The organism is Listeria sp. SHR_NRA_18 (assembly GCF_003856515.1).
In the GTDB taxonomy this organism is placed as follows: Bacteria; Bacillota; Bacilli; order Lactobacillales; family Listeriaceae; genus Listeria_A; species Listeria_A newyorkensis.
The window spans coordinates 819,149-838,373 of sequence record NZ_QPKR01000001.1; the positions used below are offsets into that span (position 1 = coordinate 819,149).

Sequence of the window (19,225 nt, forward strand, 5' to 3'; positions counted from 1 at the left end):
GTTATTGCTTCACTCTCGCTACAAATTGAAAACGATTTCCAACATATTGCGAACGCGTAAATTCAAATGGTCTACCATCTTGTAAAAACGTAATTTGGCGTAATTTCATCACCGGTGAACCGAGTTTCACATCCAAATACGGCGCGACTTTTTCAGAAACGAGTGCTGCCTCCATAATCTGCTCGGCTTCCCCAATATTTTGACCCAGCTTCGTTAGAATAGCCTCATAAAGCGAATCCATGATATCTTCTTTATTCAATAACGACGCAATATTTTCTGGGACAACAACGACTTCAAATAAAATCGGTATTTTATCACCGTAACGTATCCGTTCAATCCGCATCACATTGCTATTTTCCGGTAATTGTAGCGCCTCACGTTCCTGCGTACTTGCAGGTCTGATGCCGTAAGAAACAATCCGCGATGATGGCGTTTTTCCCTCGTGTATCATTAAATTCGTGAAACTGGTCACCGCTTCTAAATGTTCTGTCATCTTTTTCTCCGCGATATAGGTCCCAGCACCAACCCGACGTTGCAAAATGGTATCATCTACAAGCCCTTGAATCGCCTGGCGAACCGTCATTCGGCTCACATGAAACATCTCCGCTAACTGCCGCTCCGCTGGAATTGCTTTCCCAACTTGCCACGTACCATCTTCAATTTTCTGCTTAATCTCACCTTGAATTTGAATATAGATCGGAATCCCCGACGACTTATCTATCATCATTTACACCTTCTTTTTTGTAGAAGTGAATTATAACATACAACACCAAGCTACGCCATTCCTAGAACGATTTAGCTTGGTGCTTTTTTATTCCTTATAATAAAGATGCTGCGGCTTTATCTACAACAATCGTCACGTCTGGGTGGTTTTGCAAGACAGAGGCTGGGATACTTACGTCCACTTTGCCTTCCACCGTGTCTTTAATCGCTTGTGCTTTGCTTTCGCCAAATGCCAGTAAAATAATCTTTTTAGCGCCCATAATCGACTTGATTCCCATCGAATATGCATGTGTCGGTACATCTTCTTCGCGCTCAAAATAAATCTTGTTTGATTCGCGTGTTGATTCCGTTAGCAAAACTTTATGCGTTGGCGTTTCAAATGGCGTTCCTGGTTCGTTAAAACCGATATGCGCATTCGTACCGATTCCCAATACTTGAATATCAATTGGGTGATCTGCCAAAACTTGCTCGTAACGTGCACATTCAGCTTCCCCATCTTCCGCCAAACCGTCTGGCAAATAGCTTTCTTTAAACGGCTTTTTCGAGAACAACGCCTCATTCATATAGAAATGATAGCTATTTGGGTCTTCTGCTGAAAGACCAACATATTCGTCCAAATTCACAGAGACCAAGTTCGATGTATCCACATCACTAGCCACAAACTCTTTATACAAATCCGTTGGCGTGCTTCCTGTTGCAAGACCTAATGTTTTTGCTTCACCAGCTTTAATGGCTTTCTCAATCAGTTGAAAAGCTTCTTTTGACGCTTCTGCTTTTGACTCTTTGACAATAATATTCATGACTTATTTCCTCCTATTGTTTGCTATGTTTTTTCCCGAATGAATAGGTTGCTTGAATTTCAAGCGCATCATTCAAAAGATTAAAGTCAGCATCTTTATCTACTGCGATACCGCCTTTTGAATCTAATTTAAATTCTTCTGCTTGGTTCACCGAAGACATCAATACAGCATCCTCAATCAAACAGCCAGTAAATTTCACCATGTTACGGAAAGCATCATCATACGTTAAGACACTTCCAGCAAGCGTTCCATCTTCCAAACGCGCTTGGCGATCCTTCACAAATACTTTTTGACCACCTAATTCATAGTCACCGTCCGGCATTCCTTTTGCACGCATTGCATCCGTAATAATATTGATACGTTTCGGCCCCTTCACATTGTATGCCAGTTTAATCATGTCAGGATGCACGTGAATGCCATCCACGATCAACTCGGCATGAATGCTCGGTTCCAGCATAACGTGCCCGACAACGCCTGGTTCGCGGTGATGTAGCGGACGACACGCATTGTACATATGAGTCGCATGGCTCGCCTTACTGTGAATCAACTCCGCACGAACCGCATTAGAATGACCCACAGACGGCACAACACCAAGTTCGATACAAAGATCCTCAAAAGCTGGTGACGTGCTGTGTTCTGGCGCATATGTCACCAATTTAATCCGTTCCCCACTTGCCTTAAACCATTTTTTGAAAAGTTCCAAGTCAGGCGCGGTAATGTATTCTTCTGGCTGAGCACCTTTAAATACAGGCGACACAAAAGGACCTTCCAAATGAATGCCGCCGATTAAAGGCTCGTCTTTCGCTACCTCGTCAATGACTTTCAACGCGTTCTCAATGTTTTCACTAGATTGCGTCATCGTCGTTGGGAAATACGTGGTAATTCCTTCGTTCAGCATACCTTGTACTTGTTTTTTTAATTTCACAGGGTCGGCATCCATCGCATCGAAACCAAAGCCACCGTGCGAATGAACATCGATAAATCCTGGTACTAACTTCTGACCTTTGGCGTCTACAACTTCTTCGCCAGCCACTTCTTGATAGCTTGTCATCGGGCCAACTTCATGCACAGTCTTATCGAATCGCACAAAACCTTCCTCGATAACGGAATCGCCTGTGTACACTACTGCGTTCTTGATTACTTTTGAAGTCATTAAAAAACATCCCTTCCATAACTGGTCTATACCAATTATTATACAACTTATTTAAAAAAATGCAACCTCTTTATGTTCTTTCTTTACCCCTGATTCTAATAATTATGCGTTCACATGGTGAAAATAAGAAACACAATCCACTGTTTTCAAGCCAAAAATGTATAATAAAAAAGATACAGCGCTTCTCCAATTCGAGAAAGGCTGTATCTTCGTGTGATTATTTATTCTTGCTCTTTTTTATCTTCGTTTGGTACGTCTTTCTTTTCAAGTTCAGGAATAAGGACTTCTTTTTCTTCTTCAGGCTTATCTTCCTTCGCTTGCTTCTTCGCGTCACGCTCCAAGTCCTCTAACATTTCTTCCATCGAAGCATTGTCTTTTTTCTTGAAGTTTTGTTTCTCACGCTCGATAATTTCATCGACCATTTGCGTGAAATCTTGTGTTTTTCCTTTGATTGCTTCTTTACCTTTTGCTGTTTTCTTCTCTAATTCAGCCATTAATTCATCAAACGTTTGCGATAATTCGCTTGTCATATCCGCTTGTTTTTTAGCCGTATTAGCAAGGTCGCGTTGTTTTTGTGCTTCATGATAGTCTGTTACACTGCCCCAGCTCATATCGTGGATGACTTTATCCATTTTTTCAGCTGTTTCGGCTGCATTTTTTTCAGCTGTTTCGGCTAAATGTTGTGTTTTTAGGTTTTTCCATTTCAAGCGCATTTCGTGCATTTTTAATTCTAGCTTCTCTAATTGCTCAGAAGCGTTGTCGTAGTGGCTTTGTGTTGTTGCCAACTGCTCTTTATATTGCGCTACTTCTTCTTTTGCAAAGTTCGCTAATTTTGTTTCGCCAGCTTCTTCCGCGATTCCTGCTTGATATTCGCGTTTTTCGATGTATTTTTCGATTTCTGTGCACTCTTTATAGAATAAAGATTTCAGCTCGCGTTGTTTGTCAACGGCACGCTCGATATCCTTCATTTCTTTCTTCGTTTGGTCCATATAATAGGATACGGAATTACGTTTCTTCTCTTCACGTTTCTCTTTCATTGCGTCCCAGTCGTTATTCACTGCTTGTTTGAATTTATTAAAAAAGTTTGTCATTGTTTTTTCCTCCAATTGTTTAGTATCTATTTAGTAATCAAATGTATTCGTGTTTGTGGTTTTGCGCTTATTCTTTGTTAAGAAATAAATCAATGCTACGACAATGGCTACTGTGAGAACGCCGTGCAAATTAGATAAAATGATTAAGGCGCCCACACCGATAAGTACGCCGTACAGAATCTTCTCGCCTGTACTGTTTGCTATCATAAATTGTCTTAAAGCCCAATAACCAAGTGCAGCTCCAAGCGCCGCCATAATCGCGGGCCAAAGGAAAACAATGATGGCAATAATAAGTGCTGCGACTAATACTCCAATAATAATTCCTCTCATGATTATGTCCTCCTTGCTTTACTATACAACTATCATAAAATAGATTCCGCATTTCAGTAAGCTACTCGGGTTTGAACTTTCACTACAACTAGAGTCCTACTCATCTTCGCCATTGCTACATATTATGTATACGATATCCTCTTAACTATACCAAATATAGCCCTAACTTACTAGCTCCTCTTCCACCATTTTAGTTAGTAAATTAACTCTTTTGATTCGTTCGATACACTTTCTATCGATTCTGATTTTTATTTTTTCTTTACAAAGGTTATACTCGAAATGGGGGTGATAAATCAATGAACTTATTGATTCTCTAAGTATCGGGGGTGATTGTTAGTTTTATTACAAGACAGACTTTTTGACGGATATGGATAGAGGATATTGCACGAGTGGGATGAACAGAAACAGAGGTGAAGGGGAAAATGAAGCGAGATATAAATAAACATCTGACTACTATTTTAAAGCATCTAGATGATGGCGGTCTGTCATTAACAAACTTCAACAAAGCAAGTACTCAGATAGAGAGAAAAACAAACCTTAGCAAAGATATAATTTTGGTTGTCCTCTATACGTTGGAAAGTTATGGTTATGTGTTTCGAGTATATCATTTGGAAGATATAACCTACCAAATTACACCGAAAGGGAAACGACTCATAGAAAAAGATTAGACATGCCGAGATGAAAAAAAGCCTACCGCGTAAGTGAAGATGCTTAGCGGTAGGCCATAGTACGCTATTTTGTTAGCGCCTGTCTCCTATTTTCATACGCAATGCTTGTCATCGCGCCTTCTGAAATCATATTGTTTTCCTCCAAATCAAGCGCTTCTTTTCCGTCCTCAAATGACTCTATTGTTTTTTGGTTCCATAATACATAGGCGATAATACCGCCAATCGCGCCTATTGCCGTTCCGAGCAACACCCAATTCTTCTCTTTCATGCTGTGCACCTCCCCTTCCTCATCGCTATCCTTCTTCCTTTTCCCACTCTATATGAAAATAAACCGCATCTACGAGAGACACGGTTTACAAAAATGAATCGTATTCTAGGCTATGAATGGATCTTTTGGCTTGCGGACGAAGCTTAGAATTGCTGCAATAACGAGCAATAATCCAGGCACGAATCCAGCAACGACAAAGCCGCCGATAGTTACAATAATACCTGCAATCAAGAACATAAATCCGGCAAGTACAGGTTTCTTATTCCCCGTAATACAAATCAAGCCAATAATCAGCAAGACAGTGAAAACAATCGTTGCGATGAGTGCTAAAATGGCGTATGTATGCACCATATCAAGGATTTGCTTGGCACTTGGGACATCTGCTACAGCAATTCCTGATTCCTCTAAACTTTGGTAATAGCTTCTCGTGAAAGAATCTACACCCTCTTTTGTACTGGCTGCACTGTCTAAAATAAAGCCGATCGCTGTAAAACCAACTAAGGTTACTAATCCGAAAAGCATACCGATGACAGCTAAAACAACCTCTGCTGTACGTTTAATCATATTATTCTACTCCCTCATTTCTTACGTGTTTGTTTTTAGTATACTATAAATACATTCCGGTGTAAAAATAAAGATGTCTTTTTTATAGGATAGAAGATGCGTTTTTCCGAAAAACCTTGTATACTTTATAAAGATGTTGTTATTTTAGAAAAGAGGATTTGGCCTATGTGGAAAAAAAGTTTATGGATGGGACTGTTATCAGCTATTTTTGTTGCGGCTTCCGTACTACTATTACTGCAATTGAACGGAACGCATCGTGAGGTGAATCAAAGTGCGACACCGACCATTTTTATTCATGGGTATCGCGGGACGGATCGATCGCTCCATGGGATGATTCGTCGTTTCGACCAGAAATATGATTGGGCCACGGATGCTTTAACGGTCAAGGTTAGCCCCACTGGTGATATTTCTGTAAAGGGAACCTATAATGGCAAGCAAGCGGATAACCCACTTATTAATATTGTTTTTGCTGATAATCGAGCGACGGTGACGCAACAATCCTTGTGGACGAAAAAAGTGATGCGTTATTTGGAAGACCATTATGATGTGACCAAATTTAATGCGGTTGGGCATTCGATGGGTGGTGGCGCTTGGGTTTCTTATCTAGCTTCTTACGCGAATAACCCTGATTATCCTGAGGTCGAGAAGATTGTCTTTTTGGCGGTTCCATTTTATCCGGAAGAGTATGTGAATGGCGACCAGGAAGTGGATTTGCAAAACGCGAGTGCAATTCACACAAAGTTTGCCAAGCAGATGGAACAGAAGCTTAAGACTACGACGCGTATTATGATTATTGGTGGTAATTTGGAAGATGGCTCGAACAGTGATGGCGAGGTCAAAATTGATAGCGTGATGTATGGTAAAAAGCTGTTTGCGAATCAATATGTAGAGGCGCATACACTGACGGGTCCAACGGCCAAACATAGTAACATGCATGAATTACCAGTAGTGGATGAATATGTCGCGAAATTTTTATGGGGATTTAAGGAGTCGACGAAATAATGAAGAAGATTTTAATCGTATTTACTGTTTTAGCGGTCTTTGCTGTGGGATTTGGTTTTATCTTCGCCACGCATGATGCAGCGGAAAAGAAGCCTCAAACAACGGATAATTCGGTGAAGAAAACGGCCACAAAAGACGCGGCGGTAAAAGTAAAAAGTATCGATACACCAACATTATTCTTACACGGTTATTCGGGAACGAAGAACTCGATGGGGCACATGATGGATCGGCTCGCTAGAAATGGGGATGCTACACGTTCCCTCGTTCTTTCCGTCTCACCGGAAGGCAATGTGAAAGCGACTGGTGACTGGGATAAGTTTGCGACAAAACCGCTGATTCAGATCCTGTTTGAAGATAATAAGAGTTCTTTGACCAATCAAACGATCTGGTTGCAAAATGTAATGCGGACACTCAAAAATGAGTATCATATTCCTACTGTGAATGTCGTTGGTCACTCAATGGGTGGCGTTGACTGGGCGAGTTATTTGGAAGAAGGCAGTGACAGAGACGATTTTCCAACGGTGACAAAGCTGGTCGCGATCGGAGCTCCTTTTAACGGGCTGGTCATTGGTGAAGATGGCAAAACGGCGTATGACTTAACGGCGAATGGTCCTGAAACGAAAACGGAACGGTATCAAAATTTTATGACGAATAAAAAAGCACTACCTGCTACGCTGGAAGTTTTGAATATTGCTGGGGATGTGCAGGATGGTACGAAAAGTGATACGAGCGTCTCGCTAGCCAGCGCGTTATCTGGTAAATTTATTTTTGATCAGGTTGCTAGTTATAAAGAGCTAGTGTTCACTGGAAGTAAGGCGCAACATAGTAAACTACATGAAAACAAAGAGGTTGATAAGGCTGTGAAACAATTTCTCTGGTCCTAAACAAAAAGGCGCTGCGTCCAATGATACCGGATGCGGCGCCTCTTCTTATTTCGCTTTCTTCTTTTTGAAGCCCCAGAAACTGCGGCTTTTTATTTCGGCTTCATTTCCGCGTACACCTAATACATCGAATAGGAATACAACGACTGGAATACCGACGATCAAGCCCCAGACGCCGAAGAAATGCTCGGAGAAAATCAGAATGATGAAGGTGTAGAAAACCGGTAAATCCGTTTTTGATGACATTAGCTTCGGGTTGAGGATGTAGGTTTCAATCGAATGCACAATGACGATCGTGATCAGGATGACAATCACGTCTGTAAGGCCACCTACGGAATAGGCGATAATCGACAGCGGGATGCACGAAATGATAACGCCCGCAACCGGAATCAAGCCCAGCAGGAATACCATAATGGATAACGTCAGCACTTGCGGGAAGCCCATCGCGATTAAGGCAATCGTTGTCAGCACTGTGTTTACGATGGCAATTAGAAATTGAGCTTCTAGAACAACGCCAAATGTGCCAACAAACTTCTTGCCAAAATAGGCCACTTCACGGAACACAGCTCCCATTTTGCTCGTTAGGAATTTGCTTGAGAAATGAACAACGCGTTCTTGTTCCAGTGAGAAAAATAGGCTTAGTATCAGAGCCATGAAGAAGGCAATCCCAATGCTACCAATGCCGCTTAGTGATCCAATAATGAATTTCAAACCAGAATTGATATACGCTTTAACGTTGGAATCGTTGAATAAATTCATCACATATTTAATAAAATCGTTATTTCCGGGGTTATTATAGAATTTCATAACACCGTTGAATGTGGACACGATTTGCTGGATGATAATCGGCAAGTAATGCGTAAAGGCGATATACAAGAATATCACAATCAATATGTACAAGACAATAACGATTAATTTCCGCGGTACTTTCACCCACCTTAAAATCACTTTTTCTAGTCGCGTAATTAAAAAGGTGAAGATAAATGTTAATAAAATCAAGTCTATCATGCTTCTCACTAAATAGAGTACAAAAATGAGGAGCGCAAAAATAAGAACTCGTTGTAATCCAGTATTTAATTTAAATTTCTCCCATAGTTCTTCCATAGAACACACTCCTATCGCTTCTTATCATATTCTAGCACATTTTTGCCGATCATGAAAAATTTAGTTAATTATTCTACTGAAAATTTGAAAAAGAGTGCTTTCAGGGCTTTACATTTTAGTAAAAAAGTTGTAACATATCCTATGAACCAATCATCCTACCTTTAGAAGGAGTGTCGCGATAATGCTACATAAATTACAAAAAAAATCACTGGTTGAGCAAGTCTCTAGCCAGATTCAAGAGATGATTAAGAACGGCGTCTGGCGCATTGGGGATCGCTTGCCTAATGAGGCGGATTTGATGGAACAGTTTGGCGTCAGTCGGAATACGTTGCGCGAAGCCATCCGAGCTTTAGTTCACGTCGGGCTACTTGAAGTGAAGCAAGGCGATGGGACATTTGTTCTGGCAACAAGCGAACTAAGCGCCGTACTACAAAAAAGAATCCAGAGCGCTGCGGTACTGGAAATTTTAGAGGTGAGGCATGCACTTGATCGGGAGGCTGTTTCATTAGCTTGTTTACGGAGAACTGAAGAAGATTTAGCTCAGATGGCTAAATATCGCGATCAGTGTTTGCAATATACGACGGAAAATAATTTGGAGAAGTTTGTGGAAGCGGATTGGCAATTACATCAAACCATTGCTGCGGCCTCCTATAATCCCCTTTTGATTGATATGTACGCGCATTTATTTGAGGAAATTCAGATGTCGATTACGAGCACGACGGAAATGAATGATGCGAATGGTGCTGGTCATAATGATCTTATTTTAGCGATTCAAAATCAAGATGCGGCCTCGGCTGTGCATTGTGTAGATATGTACATTTCGCACTTTAAGCAAATTGTGTTACCGAAGAAAGGAGAGTGACGTAATGGACGAGGAAAAACGGAAAATGCGGCGTCGTATTTTTTTAATTATTGGCATTTTACTTGTAGCAGCAAACCTTAGGGCTCCAATCACCGCGCTGAGCCCATTGCTTAGTTATGTTCGCGTGGATTTGCCGCTATCCAATACGATGACTGGTTTTTTGACGACGTTGCCACTCCTTGCTTTTGCTGGCTTGTCCCCTTTTGTGTCTAAATTGGCGCGAAGATGGGGGATGGAGTTTATTGTCTTTTTTGCGGCTTGTTTGATGGTTGTGGGGAGCCTCATTCGCCCGTTCGGCGGGATTCCGTTGCTTTTATTTGGAACGTTTCTCATCGGGCTAGCTATCGCAGTTGGGAATGTGTTGTTACCGAGCCTCATCAAAAAAGAGTTTCCTTTTAAAATGGGATTGATGACGGGGATGTATTCGATTTCGATGAATGTGTGCGCGATGTTGGCATCAGGCATCAGTGTGCCAATCGCGGTGAATTCTGGATTCGGTTGGCGAGGGGCACTCGTTGTATGGTCCGGTTTCGCGATTATCGCGCTTCTAGTCTGGTTGCCACAGTTGAAATATAATCAGAAAAGCCTCCCTCAAGCTGTAGCGCAAAAGCCTAGACAGAGTATTTGGCGGTCCCCTTTAGCTTGGAAAATCACAATTTTCATGGGGATGCAGTCGACTTTATTTTATGTCATGGTCGCTTGGTTGCCATCGATACTTATTAGTCAAGGAATGGCGAGTACGCAGGCTGGTTTCATGTTATCGTTATTCCAGCTCGGGATTATTCCGTTTACATTTATCGTACCGATTATTGCCAGCAAAATGAAATCGCAGCGACCAATCGTTATTATGATGACGGTGTTATTGCTTGTTGGAACCGCTGGGCTAATATTTGGCGCAGGTGATGTCTGGCTTGTTGGTCCATCGGTGTTTATGATGGGTGTGGCTTCTGGGACGGCTTTTAGTGTGTGCATGATGTTCTTTAGTTTGCGGACGTCAACGGCAACCGAAGCTGCGGACTTGTCTGGAATGGCGCAATCGGTTGGGTATTTACTCGCCGCTGCTGGCCCGACGTTGTTTGGTGCGCTTCATGATCTGACGGATAGCTATACCGTGCCGCTTGCGATTATCGTGGTTGCTGCATTGTTGTTATTTGTAATGGGAATGGATGCTGGGCGCGATAAGAAAGTTTTTGGGAGATAGGAAAAAGGCTAGTAGAATATCCAAACAAGACAAAATCGCCTTACCCGTTTTTGGGTAAGACGAGAATATTGCTTTACACAAATCGAGCGAAAGCGTTTGTATTCAGGGGATTTGGTGGAATGAGGATGGCAAACTCATTCCATTCTTTTGCATATTGAGGTTCTAATTCGCTTTGCTTCAAAGAACCACAACAAAGCGGAGCATACTGGTGTATGTGATGACTGAAAGCAGGGAGAGGGTAGTTTCCTCGACCATGCGAGAAGTTAAGCGAAACTGCTATTGTGTAGCAGAACCGTAGAGATGTACCGCATCCTTGTTCTAAATATAATGAAGGACCGCCTATTCGCGATGCTCCTAGGCATATTGGGGCTGTAACTCATTGCATTTCGAACAGCCCCAACAATGCGAGCGCTTGTCGCCGATTTATTTGGGTTATGCATTTATTTTTCTAGATATGCCCATCTAAAGCTGTATGGTGCGCCGAAAAGATGTTTTACTACGCCTTTTACGTATGGTTTTTCAAGGACGGCTGTGGCGTTTTGGTATAATGGTGCGATTGCTGCGTCGTCATCGAGTAGCACTTTTTCGGTTTGGAGCATGGCTTGCCAACGGGCTTCTGGATTCGTCGCAAGTGTTGTGGAAATATCGGTTGTCAATTTGTCGTAAGCTGGGCTTGAGTAGCTCATATTGTTGTAGTTGTTGTCTGTTTGCCAACTTGCGATGTAGGTCATTGGGTCTTTGTATGCTGGTGCCCAACGCGAAAGTTGAACCGTATAATCTTGCGCCTTATCAAGTGCTAGCCTGTTTTTGTAAGGCACTGTTTTTAAGTTGATTTTGAGCCCGTCGAGATTGGTTTGTAGCTCGCTTTGAATGAACTCGAGGGTTTTCTTCGCGAATTCTTGGTCGTCACCTACTAGTTCGAGCGTGATTTCGCTTTTACCGAGTTGTTGCTTCGCTTTCGCAAAATGTTCTTTGGCTTCTGCGACGTTATATGTGAGGTGATCGCCACTATCTTCGCGGAAGTCTTTGCCTGTTTTCGGATTTTGGGCAAAACCGTTTGGAATTTCGCCGTTAATTGGTACCGCACCATTCGCGATGACCGTGTCGGCTAGCGCTTCTTTGTTAATCGCTTTTGCAATCGCTTTTCGTAATTCTACATTCGCAACATCCGATTGTTTTTGATTGAATTTTAACCAATATACGTAGGAATCGGGTTCTGCAACGAATTCTTTATTGTCTTTGTATTGGCTCGCGTAATCGCCTGTTAATGGGGCACGGTCAACTTTTCCTGTGTTGTAGAGATTGACTGCTGAGCCTGGTTCTTTGGCTACTTGGACATCGATGCGATCTAATTTGACGTTTTTCTTATCCCAGTAGTTATCGTTTTTGATGAAACTCCAGCTTTTGCTTGTGCCCGACCAATCGGACATTGTGAATGGGCCGTTGTAAAGTAAATGATCGGAATCTTTGGCAAAGTCTTTCCCTTCTTTGCTCACGTAAGCCTCTTTTTGTGGATAGAACGGGCCGAATGTGAGTAGTGAGTTGAAGTACGGCACGGCCTGTGTCAGTTGGATTTCGATGGTTTTGTCATCCAGTGCTTTCACGCCGAGTTCTTTTGGATCTTTTTTACCGTCGATAATATCGCTTGCATTGGCAACGACATCGCGGTATAAAAAGGAATACTGGGCGCCCGATTTTGGATTGACGACTTTGCGCCAAGCGTAGATGAAGTCATCGGCTGTGAGATCTGATCCGTCTGACCATTTCGCGTTGTCGCGGATTTTGATGGTGTATATTTTTTGATCTTTACTTATTTGAGGCATGGCTTCGGCTGCTGCTGGGATGATTTGGTCCTTGGAATCAAGCGTATAAAGCCCTTCAAAAACTTGATTCATCGCGGTGAAGCTGACGCCGTCTGTTGCAAGTGATGTGTCCATGAGTGGAATTTCTGTGGATTCGATGACGCGCAAGACTTGTTTATCTGAGGCATCGCTCGCCGTGTCTTTTCCTCCTCCGCATGCTGCTAATACGAACATGCTGGCTACTAGAATCAAGCTGATAATATATCTTTTTTTCATATGTAAAACTCCCCTTTTTTGTGTGACTGTTTCTATCATACGCTATTTTGACGCGAAAATAAATACCTTTTTCTAAATTAATAGAATTATTTTATAATGTTTATCACGTTAAAGGAGATAAGCAGTTGACCTATCTCCTTTTTTGGCAGACTAGATTTGTTTTGTATCTTCGTATTCTTGTTTTATATCGACTAATAGCGCTTCGTTCGTGTAGAGTTCTAAAGCGGTTAGCGCGAGCAGTTTGGCGCCTTTGATTAAGGCCTTGTCTCCAGCAGCGGATCTTGCGGCTTCGCGGAATTCAACGGTATGCCCAACGAGGTCACTGGAACCAATTTTGATATAAGGGTGGATGGTTGGGATAACTTGGCTAATGTTTCCTGCATCTGTGGAACCAATGCCGCGACTATCGGTAATTAGCGGTTCGTCTAGTTGCTCCGCGATACGTGCGAACAGGCGATTGAACTGTTTATTAATCAGGAAATCATCGACGCCATTCTGGATATTCGTCACTTTAAACGTTGTACCAGTTTGAATCGCAGCACCTTCTGCGACTTGAATGACGCGCTTCGTGATATCATCGAGACGGCGACGTTTGTCAGCGCGCGTGAAAAAACGGGCACGGGCGTAATCTGGAACGATATTCGGCGCTTGACCACCATCCAAAATAATGCCATGAATGCGCACATCGGAGGTCACGTGTTGACGTAAAGCATTGACGCCGTTGTAAAACTGGATAAGGCCGTCCAGTGCGTTAATGCCATCTTCTGGGTTAGCCGCGGAATGGGCTGGTTTCCCGAAGAACTCAAATTCTAAAACGTCCACGGCAAGCGATGGTGTCGTTAACGCGGAGTCGCTGGATGGATGAATCATGAGCGCGGCGTCAATACCTTGGAGGAGATTATGCTTCACAAAACTTCCTTTCGCACTGCCATTTGGTCCACCCTCTTCGGCTGGCGTTCCAAGTACGACTACTTCCCCACCCGTTTCCTCGATTACTTCGGCGAGTGCGATGGCTGCGGCAACGCTCGTTGTGCCAATTATGTTGTGCCCGCATGCATGTCCAAGCCCTGGTAGCGCGTCATATTCCGCTAAAAAGGCAACTGTAGCGCCTGGCTTCTCTGCTTTTTTACGAGCGAGGAAAGCGGTTTTGTGGCCTGCTACGTCTAATTCCACGGTGAAACCAGCTTTTTCAAGGATGGTCGCCAGTTTTTCGCTTGCGTAGAATTCTTCGTTGCCGATTTCTGGGTGGTCGTGAATATCGTGACTTACTTCAATATAGAAGTCTTGATGCGCGTCAATATTTGTTTCAATGGCCTCAGACCATGTCAGTTTTGCTTGTACCATGTGCAACGCCTCCGTATTTCGAATTTATTTTTTTGACCACGTTTCTTTATACGTTTCTAGCTCATCAAGCGGGATAAATGCTGGGATGGAGCTACCTTTATATGTTTTTTCGATAAATTTCTTCATGTCATCGGAGTGGTAAATTTCCACAATTTTTTTCAAAGCTTCGCGATCTGTGTCCCCTTTTCGAACGGCAATAATGTTAATATAAGGTTTCGCCGTATCTGACTCTAGGAAAATCGAGTCTTTCAGCGGGTTCAGTTTCGCCTCAACAGCCACACCGTTATTGATTGTTGCCGCATCCACATCGTCTAGCGCGCGCGGAATTTGACCAGCTACCATTGGCTTAATATCGAGCTTTTTCGGATTTTCTTTGATTGCTTCTGGTGACCCGTTCCCATCAAAATCATCAACCAACGTGATAAGTCCCGCCTCTTGCAGCAAAAGCAAAGCACGGCCGTAGTTCGTAATATCATCAGGAACAGCGATAGTAGCGCCATTTTTAATATCCTTAATGTCTTTCACTTTGTTCGAATAAACGCCCATTGGAGCAATGACCGTCGAAGCAAGCGGTACAAGATCTAGCTTATTTTCTTTAATAAAAGAATCGAAATAGGCAACCGTTTGAAAAGCATTCGCATCCAAGTCCCCGTCAGCAAGCGCGCGGTTCGGCAAGACATAGTCACTAAATTCTTTCAATTCGATATTAATACCATCCTTCTCAGCAATCCGCTTAATTTCAGGCCAAGTCCGATCCCCAGCACTCACACCAATCACCAAATTCTTCTCGTCTCCCTGCGCCTTCTCATCTGAACCACCACAAGCCGTAGCAACAACAGCCAACAATACCAACGTCAAAACTAAAACCAACTTCTTCATCCAAAAAACTCCCCTATTATTTATTATTTTATCTTTTCTTAAAATCATGTTTAAGTGTCCTTCACGATTGAACCTCCAAACGGAGGTGGCGCCGAGAAATGCCTAGATTCTAGGCAAAGCCGAGCAACGGAGTGGAGCGTACGATTTGTACGAGAACCCCGTAGCACAGGTTTTAACGACGAAGATGAGCGTTTCTCGGCGTCGCCGGCGCCTAACGGCGGCGGATTTTGCGAGAAATGAAGTTCCCCAGCGACTGGACACTTTGGACAATAACGACCAAAATAATAACTGTAACGAGCATCGTGATATTATCATAACGCTGGTACCCATACGTAATCGCCAAGTTTCCAATCCCTCCTGCACCAACAACTCCTGCCATTGCGGTAGCACCAACGAGACCAATCGTCGCGGTAGTTAGTGTCAGAATCAATGAGCTAAGACCCTCTGGCAACATAAATCGCCATATAATTTGCCACGCGTTCGCGCCCATCGCCTGAGCTGCCTCGATAATGCCTTGATCCACCTCTAAAAGCGAGTTTTCAACAAGTCTTGCAATGTAAGGTCCTGCGTAGAAAACAAGTGGAACAATCGCGGCTTTCACGCCAATGCTCGAATCGACGATGAAACGCGTCACAGGAATCAATGCGACTAGCAAAATAATAAATGGCACCGAACGCAAAATGTTGATAATTGGGTTTAAAATATTGAAAATCATTGTATTTTGCAAAATGTGACCTTTTCGCGTTACGACGAGTAAGACACCGAGTGGTATCCCTATAAGGCAAGCAAATAAGAGTGACCATGTAACCATGTATAGGGTTTCAATAAATGCCATGCTTAGCTGTTCAGATGTGACTTCCATGCGCTCCCACCTCCTCTAATTTGACATTTTGCGTTGTTGCGTAAGCGAAGGCTTTTGCGATTTCTTCTGGCTCACCTGTGACTTCCACGATCATGTAGCCAAACGCAATCGCCTGAATTTCAGAGATATTCCCACTTAGGACGCTGACATTGACATCAAATTGTTTGGCAATATTCGAAAGTAGCGGATTTCCTGATGATTCTCCCACAAATGTGAATTTCCAAACGGTTGCGTCGTGATTTTGAATCAGCTTCAGTGCGCTGGCTGGAATATCGTCATTGATTACCGTCTTGACGAAGTTTTTCGCGGTTTGGCTTTGCGGATTTGAGAAGATATCGAATACTTTGCCTTCTTCGATAACTTTACCGCCTTCCATCACCGCTACTCGATTGCAGATTTCGCGTATCACAGACATTTCGTGGGTGATGAGCAGAATCGTAATATTGTATTCTTTGTTGATTTTTTGTAACAGTTCGAGAATCGCGCCTGTTGTCTCTGGATCTAATGCGCTCGTTGCCTCATCGCATAGGAGCACCTCTGGATTTGTTGCGAGTGCACGTGCAATCCCGATACGCTGCTTTTGGCCGCCGGATAATTGGTCGGGATAATTCTTTGCTTTATCTGCTAAGCCAACAAAGTCCAACAATTCCAGCACTCGCTTTTCGCGTTCTTTTCGGTTTGTATGTATTAAAGCTAGCGGTATCGCGATGTTATCGAAGACCGTTTTGGAATTCAATAAGTTAAAATGTTGAAAAATCATGCCAATCTTTTTTCGTTCTGCGCGAAGTTCTTTGGATTTTAATGTTGTTAAATCGGTTCCTGCCACAGCCATGGAGCCTTTTGTGGGCCGCTCCAGTAGGTTTACCGTGCGAATCAAGGTACTTTTTCCTGCACCACTAAAGCCCACTACGCCGAATATGTCGCCTTTTTCGATGGTTAAGCTAACGCCGTCTAACGCGGTAATTTCTTTGCCTCCGCTTTTGAATGTTTTCGTTACATTTTTGAATTCGATCATCCTATCACTCCCTTAATTGCCTTACCCACAAAAAAATCTCCCCTTAAGTTAATAAGAGGAGATTCTAGTCCAAACATCTATGTACCGAATAATTATACAGTCATATGAATGCAGTCTTTGTCGTCTCACCTTATCTACCAAGCAAATGGAATGCTTGTTGGAATTGGCACAGTATCAATACATGATCTGTTGCCGAGGTTTCGTAGGGCCAAATCCCTCCACCTCTCTGGATAAAATGTGTAAGTCGTTATTTATTTTTTATAACTATATCGTGTATTTCGGATACTGTCAACCACTTTTGGAAAAGTTCTTTGTTTATTAATCGTTTTTTCTGCGCAATTGTTCGAGTTTCGCTGCGATGCGTGCTTTGTTTTCCGCTGTTGTTTGGGCGTCTAGTGTGATTCTCGTGCCATCGATTAGAACCGAACTGCCTTCGTGAATATTTTTTGGCAGTTTGGTTTGTGGGATTGTCCATATTTGCTCATCTGGTTCGAGTAGAAAAACCGCTTTTCCATCCTCGATACGGTCTAAAATCGCTTTTTTGCTCATGGTACACCTACTTTACGGTTGCTTTGCCTTGTTCTTTGATTTGTCGAACAATGCCGTCGCCTATTCCGTTTATTTTTTTCAATTCGTCAATTGATTTATATGGTCGTTCGGCGATAATTTTGTCTGCTAAAACGGGGCCAATGCTCGGTAGATATTGCAGTTCTTCTGCGGTTGCTGTGTTAATATTAATTGTATTTGGCATCGGAACCGCCTCGCCTGGTTCTTCTGTTGTTTGTTTGCCAGTGCTATTTCCAGGTTCCGGTGTGCCGGATTTTTCTGTCGCGACGTGGATTTGTTTGCCATCCGTCTCGATTGTTACCGTTCCTTCGACATCCGTTCCATACGTTTTGATATCGCGATCCTTGAGCCACTGAATGACTTCGCGGTGCGGGTGCCCGTAGGAATTTCCTTTTTCAGCAGAATACACGGCGACTTCCGGTTTGACTGCATCTAAAAAGTACGGCTGATTCGATGTTGACGAACCGTGGTGTCCCAAATCGAGAATCTGGGCGTTTAAATCTAGGCCGCTGTCGACCATTTCTCGTTCGCGTGACTTTTCTGCGTCTCCTGTAAAAATAGCCGCAATATCTTTGTATGTTAGACGAATCGCGATGGAATCGTTGTTAGCGTTATCCGATAATTTATCCGGACTCAGCACCTGAATCCCAAACGGTCCGAATGTAGCTTTTTCACCGCGTCTTGGCTCCTTATATTTCGCGTCCGAAGCCAGAGCGGCATCAATCACGCGCTCATAAATCGAGCTATTGAACACGAGTCCATCCATCCAAATTTCTTTCGGCTTATACTGTTTGATGACTTTATCCGCGTTGCCAATATGATCTGAGTGCGGATGTGTTAAAAGCAACAAATCAATTTTTTCGATATTCGCTTTTTCTAGATATGTCAAAATCCGATTATCGTCATGGCGGCCAGTATCAATCAGAATCGTTGTGCCATCATCGGCTTGAATAAGCGTGCTGTCCCCCTGCCCGACGTCAAAAAAAGTGAATTTCGCGCCGTCTAACGTATTTTCGGTAACACTGGATGTTTGTGTATTATTTGAGCATCCACCAATAAGCATGACTAAAATAATCCCCATGATGCTCCATTTTGCTAATTTCTTCAAAATCTCAACTCCCTAATTCTCTTCCCCTTAGAATAGCAGAATCGCTTCTTGGAGTAAAGAGTTGCCGGAAAAGTTGGGAGATTTACACCAAATAAAACGAGCCCTATAAAGGACTCGCCAAAATTTCGAAAAACCACTTCACATGATTTCCTACCAAACCTCAGCGGATCGACAAATGCTTAGTTTCTAGGCAAAAGCACTGTTCCAGTGCGGAGCGTACTAAAGTACGTGAGCGCTGAAACAGTGCTTTTAACGACGAAAATGAGCGTTTGTCGATCCGCTGAGAGATTTATTTTACTTTCTCAAAAAATTTGAAGGTTACTTCTTCGCTTTTTGGATTGTAATCAATGATCCAGTCATGATCTTTAAAGTACCAGTAATCATGATCTTCTACGTAGAATAAAATATCGCCGATTTTGTGTTGCAATGCCATTTCCGTGGGTTTTTCAGATACTAATCCGATTGAAAAACCAGGATGTAGGGAACTGTTGGAGCCACCATATTTTGCGAATAATCTAATTCCATTTCCATCGGCCGTGTTAAACTCATTTCTAAACCAGTGTTGTGCTTGATCGCTTACTTCGATTTGCATTGTCATCACTCCTCGTATAATAAGTTTATAGCTTCTTAATTGTTCTTTGAAAATTTCATATAACAGCCTGTCGGCTTGTAAATGGTTTGCTTTGATATTGTGTGATTTCCCAGATTATAATGGAGCTATGGAA

The 19,225-nt window shown here is 42.8% G+C and carries 21 protein-coding genes and 1 riboswitch; of the genes, 5 read left to right on the plus strand and 16 right to left on the minus strand.

Translation table 11 applies throughout. The annotated features are described in order from the left end of the window. Position 1: 1 nt before the first annotated feature. The 5 genes from DUK53_RS04090 to DUK53_RS04110 form a co-directional block, all read right to left on the minus strand. A complete protein-coding gene (locus tag DUK53_RS04090) occupies positions 2–724 on the minus strand; it encodes a GntR family transcriptional regulator (RefSeq protein WP_036089126.1) in 723 nt (240 codons plus the stop codon). Between the two features lie 94 nt (positions 725–818). Beyond that, positions 819–1,523: a glucosamine-6-phosphate deaminase gene (locus tag DUK53_RS04095; RefSeq protein WP_036089128.1), complete on the minus strand. Its 705-nt coding sequence runs from the start codon at positions 1,521–1,523 to the stop codon at positions 819–821. Between the two features lie 13 nt (positions 1,524–1,536). Next, complete coding sequence (gene nagA / locus DUK53_RS04100) at positions 1,537–2,676, minus strand: N-acetylglucosamine-6-phosphate deacetylase (protein WP_036130677.1); 1,140 nt, start codon at positions 2,674–2,676, stop codon at positions 1,537–1,539. A gap of 221 nt (positions 2,677–2,897) precedes the next feature. Then, positions 2,898–3,767: a PspA/IM30 family protein gene (locus tag DUK53_RS04105; protein WP_036089131.1), complete on the minus strand. Its 870-nt coding sequence runs from the start codon at positions 3,765–3,767 to the stop codon at positions 2,898–2,900. A 30-nt stretch (positions 3,768–3,797) separates the two neighbouring features. Further along, positions 3,798–4,097, minus strand: a complete 300-nt coding sequence (locus DUK53_RS04110; protein WP_036089133.1) for a lmo0954 family membrane protein — start codon at positions 4,095–4,097, stop codon at positions 3,798–3,800. A 422-nt stretch (positions 4,098–4,519) separates the two neighbouring features. Here DUK53_RS04110 and DUK53_RS04115 point away from each other — a divergent pair, with 422 nt between their 5' ends. Next, positions 4,520–4,765 carry a DUF3116 family protein gene (locus tag DUK53_RS04115; RefSeq protein WP_052164833.1) on the plus strand — a complete coding sequence of 82 codons (246 nt, stop codon included), beginning with the start codon at positions 4,520–4,522 and terminating at the stop codon, positions 4,763–4,765. Positions 4,766–4,829: 64 nt separating this feature from the next. Here the strand turns inward: DUK53_RS04115 and DUK53_RS04120 are convergent, their stop codons facing one another. Continuing rightward, the gene (locus DUK53_RS04120) at positions 4,830–5,033 is read right to left on the minus strand and encodes a hypothetical protein (protein WP_036089134.1); all 204 of its coding nucleotides are present in this window, start codon (positions 5,031–5,033) and stop codon (positions 4,830–4,832) included. A gap of 105 nt (positions 5,034–5,138) precedes the next feature. After that, a complete protein-coding gene (locus DUK53_RS04125) occupies positions 5,139–5,597 on the minus strand; it encodes a DUF4064 domain-containing protein (protein WP_036089136.1) in 459 nt (152 codons plus the stop codon). A gap of 165 nt (positions 5,598–5,762) precedes the next feature. Here DUK53_RS04125 and DUK53_RS04130 point away from each other — a divergent pair, with 165 nt between their 5' ends. Continuing rightward, a complete protein-coding gene (locus DUK53_RS04130) occupies positions 5,763–6,599 on the plus strand; it encodes an alpha/beta hydrolase (protein WP_036130675.1) in 837 nt (278 codons plus the stop codon). Next, positions 6,599–7,483, plus strand: a complete 885-nt coding sequence (locus DUK53_RS04135) for an alpha/beta hydrolase (protein ID WP_036089140.1) — start codon at positions 6,599–6,601, stop codon at positions 7,481–7,483. Before DUK53_RS04130 ends, DUK53_RS04135 begins: the two co-directional genes overlap by 1 nt. Before the next feature lie 45 nt (positions 7,484–7,528). On the opposite strand, the gene DUK53_RS04140 is transcribed toward DUK53_RS04135, so the two are convergent. Next, positions 7,529–8,584, minus strand: coding sequence for an AI-2E family transporter (locus DUK53_RS04140; protein ID WP_036089142.1), 1,056 nt, complete (start codon positions 8,582–8,584; stop codon positions 7,529–7,531). A 181-nt stretch (positions 8,585–8,765) separates the two neighbouring features. On the opposite strand from DUK53_RS04140, the gene DUK53_RS04145 reads away from it, so the two are divergent. Continuing rightward, positions 8,766–9,446, plus strand: a complete 681-nt coding sequence (locus DUK53_RS04145) for a FadR/GntR family transcriptional regulator (RefSeq protein WP_036089144.1) — start codon at positions 8,766–8,768, stop codon at positions 9,444–9,446. Positions 9,447–9,450: 4 nt separating this feature from the next. Then, on the plus strand, positions 9,451–10,647 hold the full coding sequence (locus DUK53_RS04150; protein ID WP_036089146.1) for a CynX/NimT family MFS transporter: 1,197 nt from the start codon (positions 9,451–9,453) through the stop codon (positions 10,645–10,647). Between the two features lie 440 nt (positions 10,648–11,087). Here DUK53_RS04150 and DUK53_RS04155 read toward each other — a convergent pair whose 3' ends face one another. The 8 genes from DUK53_RS04155 to DUK53_RS04190 form a co-directional block, all read right to left on the minus strand. Beyond that, positions 11,088–12,725 carry a peptide ABC transporter substrate-binding protein gene (locus tag DUK53_RS04155; protein WP_036089148.1) on the minus strand — a complete coding sequence of 546 codons (1,638 nt, stop codon included), beginning with the start codon at positions 12,723–12,725 and terminating at the stop codon, positions 11,088–11,090. Positions 12,726–12,875: 150 nt separating this feature from the next. Beyond that, on the minus strand, positions 12,876–14,069 hold the full coding sequence (locus DUK53_RS04160; RefSeq protein WP_036089150.1) for a M20 family metallopeptidase: 1,194 nt from the start codon (positions 14,067–14,069) through the stop codon (positions 12,876–12,878). Positions 14,070–14,093: 24 nt separating this feature from the next. Continuing rightward, positions 14,094–14,948, minus strand: a complete 855-nt coding sequence (locus tag DUK53_RS04165; RefSeq protein ID WP_036089151.1) for a MetQ/NlpA family ABC transporter substrate-binding protein — start codon at positions 14,946–14,948, stop codon at positions 14,094–14,096. 211 nt (positions 14,949–15,159) lie between these two features. Beyond that, positions 15,160–15,810, minus strand: coding sequence for a methionine ABC transporter permease (locus tag DUK53_RS04170; RefSeq protein WP_036130672.1), 651 nt, complete (start codon positions 15,808–15,810; stop codon positions 15,160–15,162). Next, the gene (locus DUK53_RS04175; protein ID WP_036130669.1) at positions 15,794–16,825 is read right to left on the minus strand and encodes a methionine ABC transporter ATP-binding protein; all 1,032 of its coding nucleotides are present in this window, start codon (positions 16,823–16,825) and stop codon (positions 15,794–15,796) included. Before DUK53_RS04175 ends, DUK53_RS04170 begins: the two co-directional genes overlap by 17 nt. A 127-nt stretch (positions 16,826–16,952) precedes the next feature. Continuing rightward, positions 16,953–17,062, minus strand: a riboswitch (SAM riboswitch). Positions 17,063–17,143: 81 nt separating this feature from the next. Then, positions 17,144–17,374, minus strand: coding sequence for a DUF3006 domain-containing protein (locus DUK53_RS04180; RefSeq protein WP_036089155.1), 231 nt, complete (start codon positions 17,372–17,374; stop codon positions 17,144–17,146). A 7-nt stretch (positions 17,375–17,381) separates the two neighbouring features. After that, positions 17,382–18,473, minus strand: coding sequence for an MBL fold metallo-hydrolase (locus DUK53_RS04185; protein WP_103034835.1), 1,092 nt, complete (start codon positions 18,471–18,473; stop codon positions 17,382–17,384). Between the two features lie 316 nt (positions 18,474–18,789). Next, a complete protein-coding gene (locus DUK53_RS04190) occupies positions 18,790–19,092 on the minus strand; it encodes a HesB/YadR/YfhF family protein (RefSeq protein WP_036064150.1) in 303 nt (100 codons plus the stop codon). Positions 19,093–19,225 lie beyond the last annotated feature (133 nt).